This window comes from Pseudoxanthomonas suwonensis (genome assembly GCF_010093235.1).
Classification (GTDB): Bacteria; Pseudomonadota; Gammaproteobacteria; order Xanthomonadales; family Xanthomonadaceae; genus Pseudoxanthomonas; species Pseudoxanthomonas suwonensis.
Map to the genome: position 1 here is coordinate 39,404 of NZ_PDWP01000009.1, position 19,876 is coordinate 59,279.

Below are 19,876 nucleotides of genomic sequence, written 5' to 3' on the forward strand. Positions count from 1 at the left end.
GGCATGCGCAAGCTGGATACGCAGGGCGGCGCACGCCTGGCCCTGCTGCTGGGCTGGGTCGCATTGCTGGCGCTCGGCGGCGTGCTGCTGTCGCGCGGGCTGCGGATGGAGGAGGACCTGCGCCGCTTCCTGCCCACGCCGCGCACGCCGGCGCAGGTGCTCTTGGTAGACGAGTTGGGCGATGGGCCCGGCTCGCGCATGCTGCTGCTGGCGGTGTCCGGCGCGGACGAAGAGACCCTGGCCGCGCATTCGCGCGCGCTGGCGGCGGAGCTGGCCGCGCGCCCGGAAATCGCCCTGGTCGCCAACGGCGAGGACGCCGGCCTGGACGCGGTGCCGGAAGACCTGCGCCCCTACCGCTACCTGCTTTCGCCCTCGCCGCAGGCGCAGTCGCTGGACGCGGCGACGCTGCGCGAGGAACTGGACCAGCGCCTGCAGGACCTGGGTTCGCCGGCGGCCGACCTGGTCGAGCCGCTGGTGCCCTCCGATCCGACCCTGGAAACCCTGCGCCTGGCCGAGGCCTGGCAGCCGGCGCAGGCGCCGCAACGCCGCCAGGGCGTGTGGTTCGACCGCGCCGGCGCGCAGGCCCTGCTGCTGGTGCAGACCGCGGCGGCCGGCTTCGACAGCGCCGGCCAGCAGGCCGCGGTGTCGGCGATCCAGGCCGCGTTCGATGCCAGCCGCGCCGAAGGCGCGGCCACCGCTCTGGAAATGAGCGGCCCCGGTGCGTTCGCCGTGGCCATCCGCGAGCGCACCGAGCGCGAGGTATCGTGGATCGGCACGGTCGACACCGTCGGCCTGCTGCTGCTGCTGGGCCTGGCCTACCGGCGCTGGAGCATCCCCCTGCTGGGCGCGCTGCCGCTGGCCAGTGGCGGTCTTGCCGGACTCGGCGCCGTGGCCCTGCTGTTCGATGGCGTGCACGGCATCACCGTGGCCTTCGGCTTCACCCTCATCGGTGTCGCCCAGGACTATCCGATCCACTTCTTCAGCCACCTGCGCCCCGGGCAGTCGCCGGTAGCCAGCGTGCGCGCGCTGTGGCCGACCCTGGTCACCGGCGTGCTGGCGACCTGCATTGCCTACGCGACCTTCCTGTTCTCCGGCGTGCAGGGCCTGCAGCAGCTGGCGGTGTTCACCATCGCCGGCCTGGGCGTGGCCGCCGCCTCGACCCGCTGGCTGCTGCCGCGGCTGGTCACGCCGGCGCGGCGGGATCCGGCCGATTCGGAGCGACTGGCGCGCATCTGGCGTGGCCTCACCCACCTGCCGCGCCCGCGCCGCGCACTGGCCGCGCTGGCGGTCGCCGCGGCGGCGGTGGCGCTGCTCGCGCCCGGTGCGTTCTGGCAGAACGACCTGTCGCGGCTGACCCCGGTGCCGCCGGCCGACCTGCAGCGCGATGCGCAGCTGCGCGCCGAACTGGGTGCGCCGGACGTGCGCTACATGCTGGCGATCCAGGGCGCGGACGTGGAAGAGGCGCTGCAGCGCTCCGAGCAGCTGCTGCCGGTGCTGCAGGAGCTGCAGGCGCGCGGCGTTCTGGCCGGCTACGACCTGGCCGCGCGCTACCTGCCCAGCGCCGCGCTGCAGCGTGCGCGCCAGGCGAAGCTGCCGGACGGGGACACCCTGCGCGACTCGCTGGAACAGGCGCTGGACGGTTCGCCGTTCCTGCCCGATGCCTTCGAGCCTTTCATCGGGGACGTGGCCGCCGCGCGTGCCGCGCCGCCGCTGACGGTGGACGACCTTGCCGGCACGCCGCTGGAACTGGCGGTCGGCGGGCTGCTGGTGCGCGGCGACGACCACGCCACCGCGCTGGTGTCGCTGTCCGGCCTCAGCGATCCGCAGGCCGTGGCCGATGCGGTGGCGCGCTCGGGCGCGCAGCTGCTGGACCTCAAGCAGGCCTCCGAATCGCTGGTGGCGCAGTGGCGCCTGCGCCTGCTTGGCGCGCTGGCGGTGGCGGCGCTGCTGCTGGCCGGCGTGGTCGTGGGCGCGCTGCGCGACCGCCGCCGCGTGCTGCGGGTGCTGGCGCCGATGGCCCTGACCACCCTGCTGATCCTGGCCGTGCTGCGCGCCTTCGGCGTCGAGCTGAACCTGTTCCACCTGGTCTCGCTGATCCTGGCGGCCGGCCTGGGCCTGGACTACGCGCTGTTCTTCGACCATGCCGGCGACGACCGCGCCGACCAGCTGCGCACCCTGCATGCGGTGATCGTGTGCAGCCTGACCACCGCCCTGGTGTTCGGCCTGCTGGCGCTGTCCTCGATCCCGGTGCTGCGCGCGATCGGCAGCACCGTGGCCCTGGGCGTAGTGTCCAACTTCGTGCTGGCCGTGCTGGTGGCGCGCAGCCCCGAGGAGCAGGCGTGATGAACCGCCCGTTGCCCGGCCGCGCCGACATCCTCGCCCTGGTCCCGCACCAGGGCCCGATGTGCCTGTGGGACGAGGTCCTGGCCTGGGAGGGACGCAGCATCCGCGTGCGTGCCTGGAACCACCGCGACCCGGCGCATCCGCTGCGCGCGCGCGGACGGCTGCCGGCGCTGGCGTTGTGCGAGTACGGCGCCCAGGCCATGGCCGTGCACGGCGGCCTGCTGGCCGGCACGGAAGGCGGTCGCGCCGCGCCGGGCGTGCTGGTGGCGCTGCGCGGGATCGAACTGGCCGTCACCCGTATCGACGACCTGTCCGGGGCGCTGGAATGCGAGGCCGAGCTGCTGGCCGCCAGCGAGGCCAGCCAGCAGTACGCGTTCCGCATCCTGCACGCAGGCCAGGTGATCGCCAGCGGTCGCGCGGCGGCCATGCTCGGCAGCGCGCTCGCCGGTCGCTGACGTCAGCGCCGCGCGCGCTGGCAGAATGTCGCGATGAACAGTCCGACCCATCCCCTGCGCCGCGCCCTGGTCAGCGGCGGCAGCGGCGACATCGGTGGCGCGATCTGCCATGCCCTGGCCGATGCCGGCATGGCGGTGATCGTCCATGCCAACACCAACCTGGCCCGTGCCGAGGCGGTCGCCGCCGCGATCCGCGAACGCGGTGGCAGCGCGCAGGCGGTCGCCTTCGACGTGGCCGATGGCGCCGCCACCGGTGCCGCGCTCGAAGCCCTGCTGGGCGAGGGCCGGATCGACGTGCTGGTCAACAACGCCGGCATCCACGACGACGCGCCGATGGCCGGCATGACCGATGCGCAGTGGCAGCGGGTGATCGACGTGTCGCTGCACGGTTTCTTCCACGTCACCCGGCCGCTGCTGCTGCCGATGGCGCGCGGGCGCTGGGGCCGGATCGTCAGTGTGTCCTCGGTGGCGGCGGTGCTGGGCAACCGCGGCCAGACCAACTACGCCGCCGCCAAGGCCGCGCTGCACGGCGCCAGCAAATCGCTGGCCCGCGAGATGGGCAGCCGCGGGATCACGGTCAATGTCGTGGCGCCGGGCGTGATCGCCGGTGCCATGACCGAAGGAACGTTCAGCCCCGAGGCGATCAGGCAGATGGTGCCGGCCGCGCGCGCGGGGCGTCCGGAGGAGGTGGCCGCGCTGGTCGCCTTCCTGTGCTCGGAGGCCGCCGGCTACGTCAACGGCCAGGTGATCGGCGTCAACGGCGGCATGGGCTGAGGCCGGGCCTCAGCGGCCGCGCCCGTCCGGTGGCGCGGCCACGCCGGCCTGCGCGCTGGCGACCGCATCGCGGCGTGCCAGCAGGGCCAGCAGCGGCCCGGTCATCAGGGTGGTGCACAGCGCCACCAGCAACAGCAGGGTGAACAGCTCCGGGCCGATCAGTCCCGCGTCCAGGCCCACCTTCATCACGATCAGCTCGATCATGCCGCGGGCATTCATCAGTGAGCCCACGGCCAGGCTGTCGCGGACCGTGCAACCGGACAGCCGCGCACCGATGCCGCCGCCCAGCAGCTTGCCGAGCACGGCCACGGCCAGGATCAGCAGCAGTGCGCCGGCGCCGGTGGCGGTGAACGCGTCGGCGGTGGTGCCCATGCCGGCCACGGCGAAGAACAGCGGCATCAGCAGGACCAGGGCCAGGTGCTCGATGCGCTCGACCAGGGCATGCATCAGGCGGTCGTCGCGCGGCAGGCAGGCGCCGAACAGGAAGGCGCCGAACACCGGGTGCAGCTGCAGCCACTCGGTGGCCGCGGCGCAGGCGAACAGGCCCACCAGCAGCGCCGCCAGCACGGTGCCGGAGGGGCGGCCGTCGCTGGCGTGTCGGCGCAGCAGCCCGGCGAACAGCGGCTTGAGCACGCCGAACACCAGCACCAGCAGCAGGCCGAGCCCGGCCAGGGTGCGCAGCAGTCCGGCATGGCCTTCGCCGCTGGTCAGCGCCACCAGCAGGGCCAAGGCGATCCACGCGCCCACGTCCAGCAGCGCGGCGGCCGAGAGCGAAAGACGCCCGACCGCGGTGTGCTGCATGCAGCGGTCCTTGAGGATCCGTGCCAGCACCGGGAATGCGGTCACCGACAGGGCCACGCCCAGGTACAGCGCGAACGGCCAGAAGGCCACGCCTTCCGGCGCCAGCATCCCGTGCAGCAGCGGCGCCACCGCCAGCGCCATGGCGAACGGCGCCAGGGCCGACAGGCCCGCCACGCGCGCGGCGGCCAGCACCTGGGCGCGCGCGCCGTCGGGGGCGCGCATCTCCACGCCGATGACGAACATGAAGAGCACCAGGCCCAGGGTCGAAAGCGCCGACAGGCCCGGCAGCGAGGCGGCCGGGAACAGCGCCGCGTGCAGGTCCGGCAGGGCGGCGCCGAACACGACCGGGCCCAGCAGCACGCCGGCGGCCATTTCGCCGATCACCGGCGGCTGGCCCAGGCGGGCCAGCACGATGCCGCAGCTGCGCGCGGCGACCAGGACCACGGCGATCTGGAACAGCAACAGCCCCGTCATCTCATCTCCCCCGGCGCAGGTAGGCCCTTATAGCCCCGGGAAGGGCTGCCGGCCAAACACGGTTGGCCCTGAAACGGTCCGCTTCAGGGCGTGGTGTCGATCAGCGGCGGCTGTGCCCGCACGCGCGCGTACTCGCGCCACACGTCGCCATAGGCGATCACCTGGCGCACCACGTGCGAGGTGATCCGGTACAGGTCGCGCAGCGGGCGGAAATGGCTGCGCCGCAGCGGACCGCCGTCCTGGCCGCGGTAGCGGGTTTCCACCGGCACCGCGACGCTGCGCACGCCCAGCCGGCGCGAGGCGGAGATCAGCAGCTGCGCCTCGAACACGAAGTCCTCGCCGGGCACGTCCTGCAACGCCAGCACCGGGGCGGGGTAGTAGCGCTGTCCGCTCTGGGTGTCGGCGATGCGGTAGCCGGCGCCCCAGCTCACGCCCCAGTCGCCGAAGGCGTTGGCCATGCGCCGCAGCCGCGGCGCCTGGGCGCGGTGGCGCAGGCGCGCGCCGATGATGATGTGGCCCGGATGGCGCCCGGCGGCGGCCAGCAGGCGCGGCAGGTCGGAAGGATCGTGCTGGCCGTCGCCGTCGATGGTCAGCGCGCCGGTGGCGCCGCGCGCCAGCGCCTCGGCGAAGCCGGTGCGCAGGGCCGCGCCCTTGCCGCGGCGCAGGCCGTGGCGCAGCACGGTGACCGGCAGGTCGGCCAGGCAGTCGGCGGTGCCGTCGGTGGAGCCGTCGTCGACCACGATCACCCACGGGCAATGGGCCAGGGTCTGGGTGACGACGTCGCGGATGCGCAGCGCTTCGTTGAGCGCCGGGATCACGACCGGAGTGGTACGCGGGTCAGCCATGGGCCAGTCCGATCCGCAGTCCGCGGCCCTCGCCCAGCGGCAGGGCGGTGGTGCCATGCGTGCTGGCAAGCGCCTCGGCCAGCGCCAGCGCCGCCGGGGCCATCGCATTGCGCGCGGCGATGCCGCACCGTGGCGCTACCGGCGCCGCCCCGGCGTCCGGGTCCAGTCGCAGCTGCAGGCGGTTGTTGCCGCCGGGACGGGCCAGGACCAGGGCCATGCCGAGCAGGCCCTCGCTGCCGAGCACGTCGTGCAGCGGACCGACCGCCGTGCCGTCGTAGGCGACCAGCAGCACCGCCGGCGCGCCGGCTTCCAGCTGGGCCAGGGCCTCGACCAGGCCCATGGCGAAGGTGGCTTCGCCGGCGCTGATCGCGGTGGCCGGTTCCATCGCGCCGGTGCCGATGGTCCAGTAGCCGGCGGCGGCGTTGTGCACCGAGTTGTGGAAGCGCGTGGGCGAGATCTCGGTCGGCGCGCTCGCCAGGGTCGCGCACATGTTGTCGGTGATGGCCAGCTCGCCGTAGGTGGAGGCGAACACCGAGGGCAGGCTGGCCGGATCGCGGCCGGCCGCCTCGCACGCGGCCTGCGCCGCCTGCAGCGCGACCAGCACCGTGTCCGGCGCGCGCCGGCGCTCGTTGGGCGGCAGCAGGGCCGGCGCCGGGCGCGCGGGCGCGCCTTCCGGCGCCGCCTCGCCACGCTGCAGGCCGACGAAGGCCTCCCAGGACGGGACGCCCGGGGCCCACAGCCCGATGCCTTCGATTGCCGCGGTCAGGGTCGTGGTCATGCGCGTGAGAACACCAGCGAACAGTTGTTGCCGCCGAAGCCGAAGGCGTTGTTCATCGCATGGACGATGTCGGCGCGGGCATTGTCGAAGCGGATCTGCGGGCCGCACGCCGGGTCGGGCGCGGTGCTGTTGAGGGTGCCTGGCAGCAGCCCGTGCTCCAGTGCCAGCAGGGAGAAGGCGGTCTCGACGATGCCGGCCGCGCCCAGGGTGTGGCCGGTCCAGCCCTTGGTCGAACTCGCGTGCAGGGTATCGGGGAACAGCGCGGCCACCGCGGCGGCCTCGACGCTGTCGTTGGCCGGGGTCGCCGTGCCGTGCAGGCTCAGGTAGCCGATGTCGCCCGGCGCCAGGCCCGCGCGCGCCAGCGCATCCTCCATCGCCCGCCGTGCGCCCAGGCCTTCCGGATGCGGCGAAGACATGTGGTGGGCGTCGCTGGATTCGCCATAACCGGCAAGCCAGGCGCGCACCTGGCCGGCGCCGGGCTGCCGCTCGAGCAGGGCGAAGCCGGCGGCCTCGCCGAGGGAAAGCCCGTCGCGTGCGGCGTCGAACGGGCGGCAGGGCTGCGCCGAGACCAGCTGCAGCGCATTGAAGCCGTACAGCACGCTGCCGCACAGGGTATCCACGCCGCCGACGATGGCCGCATCGGCCAGGCCGGCCTGCATCAGGCGCGCGGCATGGGCGAAGACCTTGGCACTGGAGGAGCAGGCGGTGGCCACGGTCAGGGCCGGGCCGGCGGCGCCGGTGGCCGCGCGCACGAAGCCGGACGCCGCATCGGGCGAATGCACCTTCAGCCGCGCCAGGTCGGCGGGGAAACGGCCGTCCTCAAGCCGGGTGTAGGCGTCCTCGGTCTCGCCGATGCTGGAGGTCGAGGTACCGATCACCACCGCCACGCGTGCCGCGCCATGGTGTGCGACCGCGGCGCGGGCCGCATCGAGGAAGCCGTCCTGCTGCAGGCCCAGCCAGGCCAGGCGGTGGTTGCGCGAGCGCCAGGCCTCGAACCCGGCGGGAAACTCCACCGCTTCCACGCCTTCAACCCGGCCGATCCAGCATTCCAGCGGCTTTTCCGGCAGGTCGTTGCGGCGCAGGCCGCTACGCCGGCCTTCCAGGGCCTGGCGCTGCGCCTGCAGGCCGGGTCCGAGCGCGGTGGTCGCGGTGAAGGCGGTGACGGCGACGGGTGCGATCGGCGTCGGGCGGGGATGGTTGACCAAGGGCGGCGGCAGTTGGCAGCAGGCGCGCGAGTATAGCGACAGCGGGCGTTCCTGCCGCGTCGGCCCCGGTTTGACGTAGATGAACGTGGCAGGCGAAATCGCGCTTCCGCGCCTGCGACATTTCCTACACAATCCCTACGTTCTTACGTTCCCCCGGGGCCGGGCGCGACACGCGCGCATGCAAGCCTACGTCTACAAGAGCCGCCGCCGAGCCGACACCTACGTCTTCCTTGCCGAACGCGACGGGTTTTCACGCCTGCCCGCGACGGTGGCGCAAGCGCTGGGCCAGCTGGAATTCGTCCTGGAAGTCGCACTGACGCCCGACCGCCGGCTGGCGCGCGCCGATGCCACCGTGGTCCGCGCCAACCTGTCCGCGCAGGGCTTCCACGTGCAGTTCCCGCCCGTGCCCGGCATGCCGGGGGCTGCCGATGAGTAAGCCCGCTCCGGCTCCTGCCCGGCCCGCCATCGCCCCGGTCCTGCTGGCTGCCGGCGTGATCGTCGCGGTGCTGGCCGGCATCGGCGGGTGGGTTGCCGTGGCTGCCGGCCTGCTGGCGCAGCCACTGCTGGCGCTGGGCCTGTCCTGGTGGCGCGGCAGCCGCAAGCAGGCTGCCGCACCGCGCGCGGTCCTTGCCGGGCTGCCGGCATTGCTGGCGACGTGGGGCCTGGGCCTGGGCGCGGCCACGCTGCTGCTGGCCTGGCCGCTGCAGGCGCTGCGCGACCACGCAAGCCTGGGCGCGGCGCTGGGCACGAGCCTGATGGCGGCCCTGCTGGTCCTCGGCCTCTGGCGCACCTGGCCGGTATGGCGCGCCGTCGAAGGCGAGGGCGCCGCACCCGGTGCCTCGTGGCGGCGGCTGCCGCCGCAGCAGGCCGACAGCTGGGCCGGACTGGGCGCCGCCGCGGCCATCGCACTGCTCCTCGGTGGCTGGCTGCTGCTGGCCTGGCCGGGACTGCTGTCGCCGGTCGGCCGCTGGATCCTGGCGGCGGGCTGGTCCCTGGCAGGCATTCCCCTGCACCTGTGGCTGCAGCGGACCCCGGCCCCGGCCGAGCGCGCCGCGCCGCTGGATTTCCTTGCCGCCGCCAGCCTGATGCAGGCCGAGCCGGAGCCGCTGCCGCCGGCGCCGGAAGATCCGGCCGCGCTGGCCGAGGCGCTGTACGCCGCCGCCCGCGCCGGGCGCGTCGACCATGCCCTGCAGCTGCTGGACGCGGGCGCCGATCCCCCCCTGCCGCCCCCGGGCGACGACCGCGACCGCCGCAGCCTGGCGGTGCTGGCCGCGGTGCTGCCGGACCTGCGCCTGCTGCGCGCACTGATCGCCCGCGGCATCGACCTCAATCCGGCCGACGGCACCGGCCCGCTGCTGGCGGCCACCCGCGACAGCTGGCACGGCCGCCCCGAGGCGGTGATGACCCTGCTGGCCAACGGCGCCGATCCGCGCGCCCGCGATGCCGAGGGCAACACCCCGCTGCACCACGCCGCGCGCAGCACCGACCCGGGCGTAGCCGCGCTGCTGCGCGACGCCGCCGCCGAGCTGGAGGCGCTGAACAACGACGGCCTGTCGCCGCTGGGCGTGGCCTGCGCCGCGGGCAACTGGCGGCTGGCCAAGTTCCTGCTCGAGCGGGGCGCCAAGCCCGAACCGCCGGGCGGGCAACCCGTGCTGCTGGCCGCGGCCGGCTGCGACGAGGACGATCCGGCCGGCGTGCAGCTGCTGCTGAAGTTCAAGGCCCGGGTCGGAGCGGTGGGCCGCAGCGGCCGCACCGCGCTCCACGAGGCCGCGCTGGCCGGCCATGCCGGGATCGTCGCCACGTTGCTGGCATCCGGTGCCGACCCGCACCGCGCCGACCAGGCCGGCCGCACCCCATGGCTGGAAGCCGCACGCGGGCAGCATGCAGAGGTGCTGGAACAGCTGCTGGCGGTCGGCGTGGACGTGGCCGCGGCCGATGCCGGGGGCCGCAATGCCCTGCGCCTGGCCGCCGCCGCCGAACAGCCTTCGCTGCCGCTGGTGCGTCGCCTGCTCGAGGTGGGGGTCGATCCGTCCGTGGCCGACGCCGCCGGTCGCCGCGCGGTGGACGTGGCCGCCGAGGCGGGACGCTGGGCGATCGTGGCCGCGCTGGATCCGGCCTATCCGCTGCCGCTGGCGGTGGCCGACGCGGTGGCCACCGCTCCGGCCGAAGCCGACGCGCGCCCGCCGCTGGCGCTGGTGCGCGAGGGCCTGCTGGCGGACCGCACGGACGGCCTGGCGACGCTGGCGCGCCTTTGCAGCGCCGCCGAGCTGGGCGGCCTGCTGCACGAGCGCGAGCTGCAGGCGCGGCCTTCGGCCCTGGCCTGGCTGCTGGAGCAGGGTGCGGATCCGGAAACCCTGGTCGAGGGCCACACCGTGCTCTCGGCCCTGCTCGGCCGTGGCGGCGAGGCCGCTCCGGCGATCCAGCAGCTGCTGCGCCATGGCGCCTCGCCGGCCGGTGCCGGCGGGCTGGCCCGGTTCCTCGCCGCCTGCGTGCAGCGCGACGAGGCCGCGCGCGGCCACGCGCAGCTGGCGCTGGCCCTGTTCGCCGCCGGTGCCGATCCCTTCCTGCCTTCGCCGGCCGGCGATCCGCCGCTGGCGCTGGCCGTGCGCCTGGGCTGGCTGCGCCTGCTGGACGCCCTGCTCGACGCCGGCGTGGACCGCGAGGCGCGCGACAGCCATGGCATGACCGCGCTGCACCTGGCCGCGGCGCTGGGCCGCGAGGCCGCGCTGCGCCGGCTGGTGGCGCAGGGCGCCTCGCCTGAATCGCGCGCCGCCGACGGCCAGACCCCGCTGGGCGTGGCCCTGGCCAGCGGCCGCCGCGACCTGGCCGACTGGCTGGACTGGCGCGGCTGGCAGCTTCCGGGCCGCCCACTGCGTGCGTCGGACGTGCCGGCGGCGGCGATGGCCGGCGACGCCGACGCCGTTCGCCGCCTGCTGGACCTGGGCTTCGCGGTGGATTCGACCGATGCGCAGGGCTGCACCGGCCTGCTGCGCGCAGCCGGTGGCGGCCATGTCGCGGTCGTGGACCTGCTGCTGGCGCGCGGCGCCAACCCGCAGCATGCGGCCAACAGCGGCGCCACCCCGCTGTCGGCGGCGGTGAGCATGCGCCAGGCCGGGATCGTCTCGGCGCTGCTGGATGCAGGCGCGGACCTGGAGTACCGCCTGCCTGGCGGCGTGACCGTGCTGATGCTGGCTTCGGCGCTGGGCCTGGCCGACATCGCCGCGCGCCTGCTGACTGCAGGCGCCAACATCTCCGCGGGCGACAGCCAGGGCCTGGCGCCGCTGCACTGCGCCGCCCTGTACGGCTTCACCGGGCGCGACGGCCCGCGCCTGCTGGCGCTGCTGGACACCCTGCTGCTGGCCGGCGCCGAGCCGGACCAGCCAGCCGCGGGCGGCGTCACCCCGCTGCTGCTGCTGCTGGGCGCGCGCGCCGAGCCGGGCAGCGCCTGCGACGAGAACGTGGTCCTGGCCGGCCTGGAGCGCCTGCTGGAAGAGGACGTCTCGCTCGACGCGCAGGACCCGCGCGGCTTCGGTCCGCTGCACCTGGCCGCGCTGCACGGGCTGGGTGGCGTGGTCCAGCGCCTGCTGCGCGCCGGCGCCGACCCGGACCTGCGCGACACCCTCAACCGCACCCCGCGCGAGATCGCGGTGATGCGGGGCTTCATCGACGTGGCCGCGGAATTCGTGCCCTCCCACCAGAACGGCGGGCTGTCCATGGCCCGCTTCCTCAACCAGCCGCGGAACTGACCGGCCCGCCGGAGCGGGGCGGCTTCAGGTGGCGTCGCCCGGCGGCCTGGCCTGCGTCGTGCCTTCCGTGCCTTCGGCCGCGCCGGCCACCGCCGGGTCCTCGGCATCGGCCTCGAACAGCCGCACCAGTTCGGCACGTGCCTGGCGGGTGCTGCGTTTGAGCGCGGCCTCGTCGTCGTAGACCAGGTACTGCTCCTGCAGCAGGGCCTCGTCGTGCTCGCGGAAGCGGCGGATATGCTCGGCGGCGGCGGCCGCGGGCACGCCGAGCTCGCGCAGCACGCGCTCGGCCACTTCCAGGCTGGTGCCCAGCAGCTCCCGGTATGGTTCGGTGCCCAGGTCCATCAGCCGCCAGGCCTGGTGGCGGTCGCGCGCGCGGGCCAGGATCCTTGCCTGCGGGTACTGGCGCCGGATCAGGCGCACGGACTGCATGGTGGTCTCCGGTTCGTCGGTGCAGACCACGAACAACTTGACGTGCTCGGCGCCGGCCGCGCGCAGCAGGTCCGAGCGGGTGGGGTCGCCATAGAAGATGCGGCCGCCGCTGCGGCGCACGTCGTCGACGCGCTCGGGGCTCCGGTCCAGGGCGACGTAGGGGATCTTCTTCGCCGCCAGCACGCGCGCCACGATCTGGCCGAACCGGCCCACGCCGGCGATCAGCACCTTGGGCTTCTCCAGCGACGGCGCCGGGTTGTCGTACTGCGGCGCCTCCTGCGGATGGTCCTCGCGGCGCTGGCGCAGGTAGCGGTCCAGCGCCATCAGCATCAGCGGCATCAGCGCCATCGACACGCCGACGATCGCGGCCAGGCGGTCGTACTCGGCGGTGGTCAGCAGGCGCACGCGCAGCGCCTCGTGGAAGACCACGAAGGCGAACTCGCCGCCCAGCCACAGGGTGCCGCCCAGCAGCAGGCCGTGCCCCGGCTGCAGCCGCGCGACCTTGCCGATGCCCAGCAGCACGCCGAACTTCACCACCAGCAGCAGGCCCACCCCGCCGGCGATCAGCCAGGGCTCGGCGGCGATCCGGTCCAGGTCGATGCCCATGCCCACGGCGATGAAGAACAGGCCCAGCAGCAGGCCCTTGAACGGCTCGATCTGCGATTCCAGCTCGTGCCGGTATTCGGAATCGGCCAGCAGCACGCCGGCGATGAACGCGCCCAGGCCAGGGCTCAGCCCGGCCTGCTGCATGATCCAGGCGCTGCCCAGCACCGCCAGCAGGGCGGTGGCCGTGAACACCTCGGGGGTGCGGATGCTGGCCACGACCTTCAGTCCGCGCCGCATCAGCAGGCGGCCGCCGAACCACACCAGGGCCAGCGCGCCCAGCGCGTGGCCGACCATGGCCCAGGTCAGGCTCTCGTCCTTGACCCCGCCCAGCAGCGGGATGATGGCCAGCAGCGGGATCGCGGCCAGATCCTGGAACAGCAGGATGGCGAACGCCAGCTGGCCGTGGTCGCTGCCCAGTTCGCGGCGCTCGGCCAGCATCTGCAGCCCGACCGCGGTGGAGGACAGGGCCAGGCCCATGCCGGCGACCAGCGCGCCCTTCCAGTGCACGCCATAGAGGAACAGGGCAGTGCCCAGCAGCAGGGCCGACAGCGCCACCTGCGCTCCGCCGGCGCCAAACACCGGGCGCCGCAGCAGGCCCAGCCGCGAGGGCGAGACCTCCAGGCCGATCACGAACAGCAGCATCACCACGCCGAGCTCGGAGGCGCCCAGGATCCGCTCGGGGTCGCTGACCGCGCCGATGCCGTCCGGTCCCAGCAGCACGCCGGTGGCCAGGTAGGCCAGCACGGCGACCAGGCCCAGCCGGCGGAACAGGGGAACGGCCACGATCGTGGCGGCCAGCAGCACCAGGGCCAGTTCGAAGCTCAGGTTGCCGGGCAGGGGAGTATCCATCGATCGGCCCGATTATCGCGCCTGCCGGCGGGCGCGTGGGTACGGGGAATGTGACGACGCCCGTACTGCCGGGTCTTCGGAGTTGTGGTGCGGCTGCATGGAGGCCCGGGGTGCGCGTGGCCGGCCGCGCCGCAAACGGGCCGGAGGGGTTTGGCGTTAAAGCAATCGTATGAAACTGTTAACGCCGACACAGTTTCGATACAAATTATTTATATCTGCTGAATGTTTGTTGACCGGAGCAAGTGCCGATAGTAACGGTTGAGGGCCCATCCGGGCTGTCCACGAAGGGAAAGCCGTGAAGCACAAACGCTGGAACCGCAACCTTCGCCGCAGCGCCCTCACCATGGCGCTGGGCCTTTGTGTCACCACCGGTGTGTACGCGCAGTCGGCGACCGGTGCGCTGTTTGGACAAGCCAACCCCGGGGAGACGGTGGTTATCGAGAACCCCGCCACCGGCTTCCGCCGCGAGGTGCCCGTCGGCGCCGACGGCAGCTATCGCGTTCCTTCCATCCAGCCGGGTACGTACCGGGTCACGCTGACCCGCGGCGACGGGTCCACCGCGGTCCGCGAGGTGAGCGTCAGCCTCGGCACCGGTACCCGGGTCAACTTCGTCGAGGAATCCGGCGCCCAGACCCTCGCCGGCATCCAGGTCCGTGGCGCGCGTGCGGTCAATCCGATCGACGTGTCCTCGGTCGAGTCCACCAGCATCCTCACCGCCGAGCAGATCGCGCGCATCCCGGTGTCGCGCGACGGCGTGTCGGTCGCGTTGCTGGCGCCGGGCACCGTGCGTGGCGACGACGCCTTCGGCAACCTCGCCTCGTTCGGCGGCTCCTCGGTGGCCGAGAACCAGTACTACCTCAACGGTTTCAACATCAGCAATTCGTTCCGGAACCTCAACTTCGCCCAGGTCCCCTACGAGGCCATCGCCGAGCAGCAGACCAAGACCGGCGGCTACGGCGCCGAGTTCGGCCGCTCGCTGGGCGGCGTGATCAACATGGTCTCCAAGCGCGGTACCAACGAGTTCGAGGCCGGCGCCAACGTGTTCTGGTCGCCGGACTCGCTGCGCGAGGAGGTCAGGAGCGCCTACTACTCCAACCCGCTGGTGCCGGACGACCTGGGCAAGATCCGCGAGGACAACTCCAAGGATACCCTGGGCAGCTGGGAGACCTCGTTCTGGGCTGGCGGCCCGCTGATCAGGGACAAGCTGTTCGCCTACGGCATCGTGTCCTACTCCGAGCGGGAAGAGGACTACTGGGACACGGTGGTGTCCAGCACCAACAACAAGGAAGTGGAGAAGGGCGATCCGCGCTGGCTGGTCAAGCTGGACTGGAACATCACCGACAACCACGTGATCGAGTTCACGGGGTTGTCGGACAAGCGCACCACCACCACCCGCACCTACCTCAACGACGTCGGCCAGGTGAACCGTGGCGACCTGGTGGGCACCTCGTACACCGAGGCCGGCGGCGACAACTACATCGGCCGCTATACCGGCTACCTGACCGACACCTTCACCATGTCGGTGCTCTACGGCACCGGCGAGTACTCGCGCGCCACCTACCTGCGCACCGCCGACGGCACCCGGGTCGAGTACGGCGGCAACCTGGCCGAGCCGGCGAACGGCTGCCCGATCATCACCGACGCGCGCCCCGGCTACCGGACCGCGATCACCGGCGTGTACTCCAGCGCCTGCAACATCACCGGCGATCCCATCGCACGCAGCGACTCCAGGGACGAACGCGACCAGCTGCGCCTGGACTTCGACTGGGAGATCGGCAACCACCGCATCGGGTTCGGCTACGACACCGACGACTTCACCTCGGTGGCGGGCAACTCCTACGAGGGCGGCCGCATCTGGCGCTACTCGACCAACAACGGTCCCGACGAACTGCCCAACACCGGCGACGAGTTCGACATCGTCCGCGAGCAGATCGTCAACCAGGGCACCCGGGTCAAGGTCGAGCAGACCGCGTACTACATCGAGGACTTCTGGTCGATCACCCCGCGCTTCACCGCCTACCTGGGCGCGCGCTGGGACAGCTTCAAGAACTTCAACGGCGACGGCCAGGCGTACGTGGAGATCAAGAACCAGTTCGCCCCGCGCCTGGGCTTCTCCTGGGACGCCAACGGCGACTCCACGCTGAAGATCTACGGCAACGCCGGCCGCTACGCGCTGCCGCTGACCGCCAGCGTCGCCGTGCGCGGCGCCAGCGCCTCGCTCTACACCCGCCAGAACTACGACTTCACCGGGGTCGATCCGGTGACCGGCGTGCCGCAGGGGCTGACCCCGCGCGGCGGCCTGCAGTACATCAACGGCGAGTTCGGCGAGCCCAAGAACCCCGCCACAATCGCTGCCAAGAACCTCGATCCGATGTACCAGGACGAGTTCATCCTCGGCTTCCAGAAGCAGCTCACCGAGCACCAGAACATCGGTGCCAAGGCGATCTACCGCAAGCTCAAGGCCGCCATCGACGACAACTGCGACTACACGCCGATCTACGACCGCGCCGTCGAAGAGGGCTTCGACCCGGTGCTGCCGAGCTCGGGCTTCCCGTACTGCCGCATGTTCAACCCGGGCAAGGACGCGGTGTTCGTCACCGACCTGGAGGACAACGGCGTCCTCACCGAGTACACGATCCCGGGCGAACTGCTGTCGCCGCCGGCCAAGCGCAACTACAAGGCCCTGGAGTTCTTCTGGGACGGCAGCTGGGACAACTTCTTCCTCAGCGGTTCGTACACCCTGGCCTGGAGCAAGGGCAACACCGAAGGCGGCGTGAAGTCGGACATCGGCCAGGCCGATACCAGCGTCACCCAGGACTTCGACTACAAGGAACTGGCGGTCGACTCCTACGGCTACCTGCCCAATGACCGGCGCCACAGCCTGAAGCTGTTCGGCAACTACCAGTTCAACGACGAGTGGTCGGTGGGCGGCAACCTGCTGGTGCAGTCCGGCCGCCCGGTCAACTGCCTCGGCGTGTTCTACCCCTACCAGGGCGACATCCACCCGTACGGCGCGTCGTTCTTCCGCTGCGGCACCACCGAGGCCGGCGGCGTCGACGGGCCGGCCGAGGCCGTGCCGCGTGGCACCGCCGGGCGCCTGCCGTGGACCAACACGTTCGACCTGAACATCGCCTACGCGCCCAACTGGGCCGAGGGCCTGTCGTTCAAGATCGACGTGTTCAACGTGTTCAACAACCAGAAGGTCACCGCGGTGGATGAGCGGGCCGAGGACGGTAATACCGGCGTGCCGTTGAACACGTACCTGCTGCCGCGCAGCTTCCAGGCGCCACGCAGCGTGCGATTCATGGTCCAGTACCGGTTCTGAGCGACGCCGCGCCCGCTGCACGCGGGCCATGGCAGTGGAGGCCGCCGCGTGGCGGCCTCCGTCTTCCGGCGGCCCGGCGCTATGCTGGGCCGTCCGTCCACCACGGGGAGCGCATGCCGACGGTCGTCGAGTCATGGCAGCAGGCACAGCAGCTGGTGGCCGCCGGAACCCCGGCGGCGGCACGGCCGCACTACGAAGCGATCCTCGCCGCCTGCCCCTGGCACGTGCCGGCGCGTCTGCGCATGTCGCGCCTGGAGCAGGCCGCCGACGACTACATCGCCGCCCGCGACCACGTGCTGCAGGCCGCCATGCTGCTGCCTCCGGCGCCGGTGGACCGCAACCTGGCCTATCTCACCGCGCGCCTGCTGGAGTTCGCGGCCGAGGACCGCGTGGCTGCGCTCGTCCTGGAGGCGGACCACGACGATCCGCAGTTCCTGCGCCAGCTCCCGGCGCTGGCCCAGCACCTGTGGCTGGCAGGACGCTACACGGAGACGCTGGACCTGCTCGACCGGGCCGGGCGGCGGCTGCCGCCGCATCCGCTGCTGGAGCTGACCCGCGCCAACGTCCTGCGTTACCTCGGGCGCGCCGGCGAGGCGATGCGCCATTACGAATCCGCGCTGGCCCTGGATCCACGCCTGGCCGACGCGCACTGGGCACTGGCCACCCACGCGCCGGCCGAGCCGGCGATGTCACGCGTGCCGCGCCTGCGCCAGGCGCTGGCCGCGGCGAGCGGCTGGGAGCGCGTCCAGCTGGAATACGCCCTGTTCCATGAGCTCGACCGCGCCGGCGAAACGGAACAGGCCTGGGCGGCGCTCGACCGCGGCGCCGCGCTGGCCCGCGCCACGATCACCTGCGATCCGGCGCTGGAGACCGCCGCCCTGGAGGCGCTGATGCCCGTCGGCGCGCTGCCGGAACCGCGCGTGGGCGTCGAAGGTCGATGCTCCGTGTTCGTCGTGGGCATGCCGCGCACCGGAACGACCCTGCTGGAACGCATCCTCGGCAACCATCCGCAGGTGCGCGCGCTGGGCGAACGCAACGACCTGGCCGCCGCGATCAGCGAGGTGTCGGGGCGGTTCTTCCGCCATGGCCTGCAGCCCGGCGCGGCCGCGCTGCTGGCATCGGTCGACGCGGCCGCCGTGGGCCGGCGCTACCTGCAGCGCATCGGCACCGCCGATGCCGTGGCCAGCCACCTGGTCGACAAGAACCCGATGAACCTGTCGTGCATCCCGCTGGTCCTGCGTGCGCTGCCACGGGCGCGCATCGTGTGCCTGCGCCGCGAGCCGATGGACGCCTGCTTCTCCAACCTCAAGGAGCTGTTCCAGGGCGGCGCCTATCCCTACAGCTACGTGCAGCACGAACTGGCCGCGCACTGCCTGCGCGTCCATCGCCTGGTAGCCGCGTGGCAGGCGGCGGCGCCGTGGGCGGTGCGCGTGGTCGACTACGAGGCCCTGGCCCGCGATCCGGCCGCCAGCGCCGCGGAGCTGCTCAATTTCCTCGGGCTGCCGCCGCAGCCGGGGGTGGAGGATGTTTCCCGGAACCACGCGCCGGTGGCCACCGCCAGCAGCAGCCAGGTGCGCGAGGGCGTGCATGCGCGCGCCATCGGCGCATGGCGCCGTTACGCGCAGTGGCTGCACCCGCTGCAGCAGGCGCTGGAGGCCGGCGCATGAGTGGCACCTATCCGGCCCCGCGCCAGCTGTGGCCGATGCTCGACGCCGCCGAGGCGCTGGCCGCGGGCCAGGACTGGGATGCGGCGATCGCCGCCTACGAACGGATCCTGGCCCAGGCGCCGCAGGACGCGTACACACTGGTGCAGCTGTCCTACGTGCATTCGCTGGCCGGCCATTACCGCCAGGCGCAGCGTCGTGCGCTGCAGGCCGCCGCCAGCGGCGTCTCCGATCCGGCGCTGCTGCTGGAACTGCTGCCGCGCCTGCGCACGTTCAACCAGGTCCAGTCGATGCTGGCGTGCATCCAGCGACTGCTGCCGATGTCGCGCATGCCGATCCCGCTGCTGCTGGGGGTCGCCGCGCAGCTCAGCTACGCCAACCTGCCCGAGCGCGCGATCGGTTTCCTCGACGAGGCGCGGCGCGCGGACCCGGACTATCCGCCGACCCTGCTCGCGCGCGGACAGGTGCTCACCTACCTGGGCCGCTTCGACGAGGCGGCCGCGGACGTGGCCCGTGCGCTGCACCGCGCGCCGGAGATCGCACAGGGTTACTGGCTGCAGGCCTGGCTGGGAAAGCAGACGCCGGAGCGCAACCACGTCCAGGCGATCCGCCGCGAGCTGGCCCGGCCCGGGCGCCGGCCGGAGGACGTGGCCCTGCTCGGCTTCGCCCTGCACAAGGAGCTGGACGACCTGGGGCGTTACGACGAGGCCTGGGAGGCCCTGCGCATCGGCTGCAGCGCCAAGCGTTCGCGCCTGGCCTACGAGCCGGCGCGGATGCAGTCCCTGTTCGCGGCCCTGGAGCGGTTCGAGCCGGGCGTGGCGCCCACGGTGCAGGCCGATCCGGGCAGGGTGCCCGTCTTCATCGTCGGCATGCACCGCTCCGGCACCACCCTGCTGGAGCAGCTGCTGCACGGGCACGGCGAGGTCCAGGGGCTGGGCGAGCTGTACGACTTCACCAGCGCGATGCGCCACCTCGCCGACCACCACTGCCGCGGCGTGGTCGACGCCACCATCGTCGAGCGCGCCGCCGCGCGCGACCTGGGCGAGGCCGGCCGCCTCTACCTGGACAGCGTGGCGTGGCGACTGGGCCCGCGGCGCTGGTTCACCGACAAGCTGCCCTCCAACTTCCTCAACATCGGCTTCATCGCCCATGCGCTGCCGCAGGCGAGGATCCTGCACATGGTCCGCGACCCGGTGGAGACCTGCTTCTCCAACCTGCGCGAGCTGTTCTCCGAGGCCAATCCCTACAGCTACGACCCGCTGGAGCTGGCCGACTACCACCGCTGGCACGACCGGCTGATGGCCCGCTGGATGGAGCGCTTCCCCGGGCGGATCCTGCAGGTCGAGTACGCGCGCCTGGTGCGCGAGCCGGAGACCGAAATGCGCAGGGTCGCCGCGTTCTGCGGCCTGGATTTCCGGCCGGGCATGCTCAGTCCAGACGCGGCGCGCGGCGTGGTCACCGCCAGCGCGGTGCAGGTGCGTGGCGGCATCCAGGCGCGCGACCGGCCCAAATGGGCCCCCTACGCGCAGTGGCTGGCGCCGATGATCGAGCGCCTGCGCGCGCCCTGAGCGGGCGGCGCCTC

The 19,876-nt window shown here is 73.0% G+C and carries 13 protein-coding genes; 8 read left to right on the plus strand and 5 right to left on the minus strand.

All coding sequences use genetic code 11. The annotated features are described in order from the left end of the window. Nucleotides 1-3: 3 nt before the first annotated feature. From CSC68_RS05690 to fabG, 3 genes are read left to right on the plus strand one after another with little or no spacing between them, the layout of a single operon-like run. Nucleotides 4-2,343, plus strand: a complete 2,340-nt coding sequence (locus CSC68_RS05690) for an MMPL family transporter (RefSeq protein WP_162202558.1) — start codon at nucleotides 4-6, stop codon at nucleotides 2,341-2,343. Further along, nucleotides 2,343-2,798 carry a hotdog family protein gene (locus CSC68_RS05695; protein WP_246193457.1) on the plus strand — a complete coding sequence of 152 codons (456 nt, stop codon included), beginning with the start codon at nucleotides 2,343-2,345 and terminating at the stop codon, nucleotides 2,796-2,798. Before CSC68_RS05690 ends, CSC68_RS05695 begins: the two co-directional genes overlap by 1 nt. Before the next feature lie 33 nt (nucleotides 2,799-2,831). Then, a complete protein-coding gene (gene fabG, locus CSC68_RS05700) occupies nucleotides 2,832-3,572 on the plus strand; it encodes a 3-oxoacyl-ACP reductase FabG (RefSeq protein WP_162202559.1) in 741 nt (246 codons plus the stop codon). 9 nt (nucleotides 3,573-3,581) lie between these two features. Here the strand turns inward: fabG and CSC68_RS05705 are convergent, their stop codons facing one another. The 4 genes from CSC68_RS05705 to CSC68_RS05720 all read right to left on the minus strand — a co-directional run bounded on the left by CSC68_RS05705 (nucleotide 3,582) and on the right by CSC68_RS05720 (nucleotide 7,648). Further along, a complete protein-coding gene (locus CSC68_RS05705; RefSeq protein WP_162202560.1) occupies nucleotides 3,582-4,847 on the minus strand; it encodes a cation:proton antiporter in 1,266 nt (421 codons plus the stop codon). An 83-nt stretch (nucleotides 4,848-4,930) separates the two neighbouring features. After that, nucleotides 4,931-5,692, minus strand: coding sequence for a glycosyltransferase family 2 protein (locus CSC68_RS05710; protein ID WP_162202561.1), 762 nt, complete (start codon nucleotides 5,690-5,692; stop codon nucleotides 4,931-4,933). Then, nucleotides 5,685-6,470: a beta-ketoacyl synthase chain length factor gene (locus CSC68_RS05715; protein WP_162202562.1), complete on the minus strand. Its 786-nt coding sequence runs from the start codon at nucleotides 6,468-6,470 to the stop codon at nucleotides 5,685-5,687. The genes CSC68_RS05710 and CSC68_RS05715 overlap by 8 nt, the downstream gene beginning before the upstream one ends. Next, entirely contained in the window at nucleotides 6,467-7,648 is a 1,182-nt protein-coding gene (locus CSC68_RS05720; RefSeq protein WP_162202628.1) for a beta-ketoacyl-[acyl-carrier-protein] synthase family protein, read from the minus strand. Before CSC68_RS05720 ends, CSC68_RS05715 begins: the two co-directional genes overlap by 4 nt. A gap of 205 nt (nucleotides 7,649-7,853) precedes the next feature. On the opposite strand from CSC68_RS05720, the gene CSC68_RS05725 reads away from it, so the two are divergent. Beyond that, nucleotides 7,854-8,111, plus strand: coding sequence for a YcgL domain-containing protein (locus CSC68_RS05725; protein WP_162202563.1), 258 nt, complete (start codon nucleotides 7,854-7,856; stop codon nucleotides 8,109-8,111). Next, nucleotides 8,104-11,421 carry an ankyrin repeat domain-containing protein gene (locus CSC68_RS05730; RefSeq protein ID WP_162202564.1) on the plus strand — a complete coding sequence of 1,106 codons (3,318 nt, stop codon included), beginning with the start codon at nucleotides 8,104-8,106 and terminating at the stop codon, nucleotides 11,419-11,421. Before CSC68_RS05725 ends, CSC68_RS05730 begins: the two co-directional genes overlap by 8 nt. Nucleotides 11,422-11,445: 24 nt before the next feature. On the opposite strand, the gene CSC68_RS05735 is transcribed toward CSC68_RS05730, so the two are convergent. Further along, nucleotides 11,446-13,305, minus strand: coding sequence for a monovalent cation:proton antiporter-2 (CPA2) family protein (locus CSC68_RS05735; protein WP_162202565.1), 1,860 nt, complete (start codon nucleotides 13,303-13,305; stop codon nucleotides 11,446-11,448). Between the two features lie 295 nt (nucleotides 13,306-13,600). On the opposite strand from CSC68_RS05735, the gene CSC68_RS05740 reads away from it, so the two are divergent. The 3 genes from CSC68_RS05740 to CSC68_RS05750 all read left to right on the plus strand — a co-directional run bounded on the left by CSC68_RS05740 (nucleotide 13,601) and on the right by CSC68_RS05750 (nucleotide 19,862). Further along, on the plus strand, nucleotides 13,601-16,630 hold the full coding sequence (locus CSC68_RS05740) for a TonB-dependent receptor (RefSeq protein WP_162202566.1): 3,030 nt from the start codon (nucleotides 13,601-13,603) through the stop codon (nucleotides 16,628-16,630). A 113-nt stretch (nucleotides 16,631-16,743) separates the two neighbouring features. Next, on the plus strand, nucleotides 16,744-18,297 hold the full coding sequence (locus CSC68_RS05745; protein ID WP_162202567.1) for a tetratricopeptide repeat-containing sulfotransferase family protein: 1,554 nt from the start codon (nucleotides 16,744-16,746) through the stop codon (nucleotides 18,295-18,297). Continuing rightward, entirely contained in the window at nucleotides 18,294-19,862 is a 1,569-nt protein-coding gene (locus CSC68_RS05750; protein ID WP_162202568.1) for a tetratricopeptide repeat-containing sulfotransferase family protein, read from the plus strand. Before CSC68_RS05745 ends, CSC68_RS05750 begins: the two co-directional genes overlap by 4 nt. The last annotated feature ends 14 nt before the right edge of the window (nucleotides 19,863-19,876 follow it).

What these genes read in the sequence shown, in the direction of transcription:
- CSC68_RS05750 (WP_162202568.1), top strand. Translation starts at nt 18,294, where the DNA reads ATGAGTGGCACCTATCCGGCCCCGCGCCAGCTGTGGCCGATGCTCGAC.
- CSC68_RS05705 (WP_162202560.1), bottom strand. Translation starts at nt 4,847, where the DNA reads ATGACGGGGCTGTTGCTGTTCCAGATCGCCGTGGTCCTGGTCGCCGCG.
- CSC68_RS05715 (WP_162202562.1), bottom strand. Translation starts at nt 6,470, where the DNA reads ATGACCACGACCCTGACCGCGGCAATCGAAGGCATCGGGCTGTGGGCC.
- CSC68_RS05745 (WP_162202567.1), top strand. Translation starts at nt 16,744, where the DNA reads ATGCCGACGGTCGTCGAGTCATGGCAGCAGGCACAGCAGCTGGTGGCC.
- CSC68_RS05725 (WP_162202563.1), top strand. Translation starts at nt 7,854, where the DNA reads ATGCAAGCCTACGTCTACAAGAGCCGCCGCCGAGCCGACACCTACGTC.
- CSC68_RS05710 (WP_162202561.1), bottom strand. Translation starts at nt 5,692, where the DNA reads ATGGCTGACCCGCGTACCACTCCGGTCGTGATCCCGGCGCTCAACGAA.
- CSC68_RS05695 (WP_246193457.1), top strand. Translation starts at nt 2,343, where the DNA reads ATGAACCGCCCGTTGCCCGGCCGCGCCGACATCCTCGCCCTGGTCCCG.
- fabG (WP_162202559.1), top strand. Translation starts at nt 2,832, where the DNA reads ATGAACAGTCCGACCCATCCCCTGCGCCGCGCCCTGGTCAGCGGCGGC.
- CSC68_RS05735 (WP_162202565.1), bottom strand. Translation starts at nt 13,305, where the DNA reads ATGGATACTCCCCTGCCCGGCAACCTGAGCTTCGAACTGGCCCTGGTG.
- CSC68_RS05690 (WP_162202558.1), top strand. Translation starts at nt 4, where the DNA reads ATGCGCAAGCTGGATACGCAGGGCGGCGCACGCCTGGCCCTGCTGCTG.
- CSC68_RS05730 (WP_162202564.1), top strand. Translation starts at nt 8,104, where the DNA reads ATGAGTAAGCCCGCTCCGGCTCCTGCCCGGCCCGCCATCGCCCCGGTC.